Annotated in this window: 3 protein-coding genes; all 3 read right to left on the bottom strand. The window is 33.7% G+C overall.

Annotated features, from left to right (window positions below):
• Positions 1 to 61 precede the first annotated feature (61 nt).
• Positions 62 to 1,492, bottom strand: coding sequence for an amino acid permease (locus FC65_RS09030; RefSeq protein ID WP_056972421.1), 1,431 nt, complete (start codon positions 1,490 to 1,492; stop codon positions 62 to 64).
• A gap of 76 nt (positions 1,493 to 1,568) precedes the next feature.
• Positions 1,569 to 2,030 (bottom strand): arginine repressor, encoded by a 462-nt coding sequence (locus FC65_RS09025; RefSeq protein ID WP_056972420.1) that lies wholly within the window; start codon positions 2,028 to 2,030, stop codon positions 1,569 to 1,571.
• A 1,597-nt stretch (positions 2,031 to 3,627) separates the two neighbouring features.
• Positions 3,628 to 4,344, bottom strand: a 717-nt coding sequence (locus tag FC65_RS09020; RefSeq protein WP_156408613.1) for an alpha-amylase family glycosyl hydrolase, incomplete at its 5' end; no start/stop codon positions are given.

Below are 4,344 nucleotides of genomic sequence, written 5' to 3'. Positions count from 1 at the left end.
TTTACACAAACTTCTTGACACTCCCATTTTAAATACCAATATGCTACTCGAAAATAAAAAATTATTTAAACTTATACGTTTTTTTGGCAGGGTTTAAAACGTTTGCTGCTATTTTATGAACAGATAAATCAACATGATCTAAAGGTATTAATTTACTGTGATATTTGACTTTATAGTAAATAAAAAGAACTAAAAAAATAGGTATAGACATATACGAAATAACGATATTTTGCCAGTCAAGTTTTAAAAAAGAATCAACGTCCTGACCAAAGATTACGACCACACATAAAATCATCGCAATAATTGGTCCCAGCGGAAACATCATTGCGTGATACTTAAGTTCACTCAACCGATGTCCCTGAGCTACAAAAGCTCTCCTAAACCTGTAATGGGATATTGCTATACCTAACCACGTTATAAAACCGCTTAACCCACTAGCACTAACCAAGAAAGTATATATATGACTATCGCCAATGCTGGTCCCAAAAATAACCAATCCCACAATACTAGTTACTAATAATGCCGGCATAGGAATTCCACGACTATTAGTCCGAGCAAAAATGGAAGGAGCATCGCCATTAACCCCTAAAGAAAAAAGCATTCTAGTAGAAGCATACATTCCTGAATTAGCAGAAGAAAGTACAGACGTTAGAATAACAGCATTCATAATACTGGCCGCTCCGGCCAAACCCGCACGTTTAAAAACCAAAGTAAATGGACTGATAGTAATATCTGAAGCACTTGTACTTAACAAATTTTGACTAGTATAAGGTATTAGGGCAGCAATTACTGCAATCGAAAAAACATAAAAAATTAATATTCTCCAAAAAACCTGCTTGATTGCTTTAGGAATACTTTCACCGGGGGTTTCAGATTCCCCAGCAGTAATTCCAATCAGTTCTGTACCCTGAAAAGAAAAACCAGCAACTAAGAAGACCTGAATAATACTTGGTAGGCCACCAACAAATGGTGCATCTTTATACGTAAAATTTCTTCCAAAAACTGGATGGCCACCAATTATCCCAACAATCGTTAAAAAGCCGACCAACAAGAAAAAAATCACTGTAATGACTTTTATTATCGCCAACCAATATTCCGTTTCTCCAAACGAACTAACTGACAAGGCGTTTATCAAAAAAATTAAAATAAAGGCGATTAAACTAAAAAGTGACCCATAACTATTAGGAAACCAAAACTTAAAAACGAGACCAATCGTCGAAACATCCACTGCCAGAGTGATCACCCAATTTAGCCAGTAATTCCAACCCATTGCGAAGCCAAAAGCTGGGTCAACAAATCGTCGGGCATAGCTGGCAAAGGAACCGGAAACGGGAAAATATGTTGCCATTTCTCCCAATGAAGTCATCAAAAAAAAGATCATTATTCCAATACCAACATATGCAACAACGCTTCCCCCTGGTCCAGCTTTAGAAATTGCTGACCCACTTGCCACAAATAAACCTGTCCCGATACTACCTCCCAATGCAATCATTGACAAATGCCTAGTTTTTAGAGACCTTTTAACTTCAGTTAACAATTTTTCTTCCTCCTTAAGAAAAATGCAATTACTAATTATCAATACTTTCTAAAATAAATTGTTTTATTTTAGCAGCATCATCTTCACTTTTACTAATAATAACCAATGTGTCGTTGCCTGCAAGAGTCCCTACGATTTCAGGTATATTACTTGTGTCAAGCAACGACCCTAAGGCGTTTGCATAATTAGAATTTAAAGGCATTCTTACAATATTTAGCCATGCAATTCTCTCAACACTAGTCACATTATCGTGAATAGCTTCTTGAATTTTATTGATTTTTTTTGCTTCTTTTTGCTTATAAGGCGTTATATAGTACTTTGTCCCATTCTTCATACTTTTAAAAAGCCCTAAAGATTTAATATCTCTCGATATCGTAGCTTGAGTCGCATTTACGCCCCTTTTTTTTAAAGTTTCTAATAATTCTTCTTGAGTTGATATTTTCTCAGAATCTACAATCTTTTTGATCAACTCTAACCTTTTTTCTCGATTCATCAATTTCGCCCCCTTGAAAATAAAACATCGTAAACAAAAATATATTTATGTTAGCGCTTCTATTTTGCTATTTCACCATAATTATATATTTTATTTTTCACATAAGCAATGAGGTTAAAACTATCATTAGAGTATCTTTATTCGCTAATTAGATTATATTATTCATCAGATTTTATAAAGTTAAATTCTTATGGATTAAGACAAATTAACACTTACAAATAAAATATACAAGATTTGGGGAATTTTCGTCTTATATACGCACTTCTTTTAGCAATTAAGTTTAAAAACATTGTGAATAATAATACATAAAATAAAAATGTACAAAATTTTTCAATAACTCTCATTTTAAAAACTTTCATTTAAGATCCGAATATTTTTCAAAAACCGCTTTTTCTTGAAAGGTTAAGTTATCTATCGCTTTTATCCCGTTTAGAATCATATATTCAATTGAAATAAAAAATGAATTGATTAAAAGTGGTATAACGTGTATGTACTAGTTCGTAATAACTTCATTCTCGTTAAAACAAAAAACAAGATCATAAGTAAAAACAATCAACTCATTTTTTAGCCAAAAACCGTCTAACGAACGCATTAAATTATTTACGATTCCATAATTTTGGCCACCAAAATTGACGAATGGGATTCAATGATACAGCGTAATTTCTTTAGAACACAACTATTATGTTGCCTTGCACCTTTCATATTTGAACAATAAAGTGTTTAAAGGTTGTACCCATGTTTTGTAAACTTTTTTAAAGTTTGGCTAACATACCAAAACAAAATGACAGGGACAGCTCTCGATCAAAATTAAGGCGATTTGTGTATCATGAATTGAAGACTTGGTGACAAATATAGTTCAAAATATAACCATTAGTTGCCGCTCCTAAGTGGGCTTTAAGGCCATAAAAATACATGGTTTTCGTGACATTGTATCCTATATCGCTAAGTTAGAAAAAGCCTTGGCGTGCTTATTTCTAGTTTTTGACATAAGAGGTTACGCAAACTATCAATAAATTTATTTGACTGAACATTAGCTCCTTGACGCATGACCATTATGACAGTTAAATGTTGATATGCTCGCCGAACAAAAAGAGTACAGCCCAACTCAGCGCAATTTGATTAAAAATAAAAAACTTAACCTGCTCGAAAATTTACATTGAGATTGAATATTATTTATCATTTGTATGCAAAGTAAAGCTAAAATTTGTACGTCAGAAACGCACGTATGCTTGATCTTGCACCAATTATAGATAAAAAAACGACAATATTTGTCGTAAGGGCACCCGCAGATTTCCTTTAACCGATTCAAATCGACTTGTAAATTAAGACATTTTTTAATTTTATGTGGTTCAATTGGTTTTATTTTTTTTGGTTGACCACTTAAAAGTCTAACCTTATTGGTTTTTTGTAAAATTTTGTATAAATGATTGGTTGTTACGAACTAACACCAAGCGTACAAAAACTTACTTTAGAGGGAAATATCCGTTAATCTTTTCAAGATGTTGTTTTTTTGTGTTAAGTGCAAAAAGCTGTCTAAGCGTGACAAATTAACAAATGTCGCCCAGACAGCATTCTTTAGTTATGGCTAGTGCCAAGACTATTTAAATAAATAAACTCTAGTTTCATATGGCTTAAAGGATCTTTCCTGTCTCTCAGAGTAATTAGCAAGGACTAATTCCCCCTGGTCTTGCTCATAATCTCGCTCTAAAGTGTCTTCAGTAAAGTTGCTGATGACTAGTAAAGTTTGCCCTTTGTAATGCCGCTTATAGGCAAAAACCTCTTCATCATTGGGGTCTAACAACTCGTATGATCCATATCTAATCAATTCTGAATCATGGCGCATTTTTATTAATTTCTGATAGTAATAAAATACTGAGCCTTCTTGTTTCAATTCATTTTCAGCGTTGATTTGAAGGTAATTAGGATTCAGACCATACCATGGCTTTGCTCCATCTGTGAAACCTGCATTTTTTTCAGCACTCCACTGCATCGGAGTCCGCGAATTATCACGTGACATGAAAGACAAATATTCCAGCATTTGTTCAGGTGCTACTACTCTTTCTTTTTCAACCAATTGGTGATAAGCATTGATTGACTCAATATCTTCATATTCCGATAATTCTTTAAAATGAACGTTGGTCATTCCCAGCTCTTCACCTTCATAAACATATGGTGTACCTTGCATCATATGTAATGTGGTAGCTAACATCTTAGCTGATAATTCCCTATACTCTGGTTGATCAGATCCAAAACGAGAGACCACCCTTGGTTGATCATGGTTACCCCAATACAAACTATTCCAAGCTTTACCATC

The sequence above is a fragment of the Ligilactobacillus acidipiscis DSM 15836 genome (genome assembly GCF_001435755.1).
Classification (GTDB): Bacteria; Bacillota; Bacilli; order Lactobacillales; family Lactobacillaceae; genus Ligilactobacillus; species Ligilactobacillus acidipiscis.
The sequence above is the reverse complement of the archived record's forward strand: the minus strand, read 5'-3'. Positions and strand labels throughout refer to the sequence as shown.

Excerpts from the sequence above, each read along its gene's own strand:
- FC65_RS09030 (WP_056972421.1), bottom strand. The coding sequence starts at position 1,492 with ATGATTGCATTGGGAGGTAGTATCGGGACAGGTTTATTTGTGGCAAGT.
- FC65_RS09025 (WP_056972420.1), bottom strand. The coding sequence starts at position 2,030 with ATGAATCGAGAAAAAAGGTTAGAGTTGATCAAAAAGATTGTAGATTCT.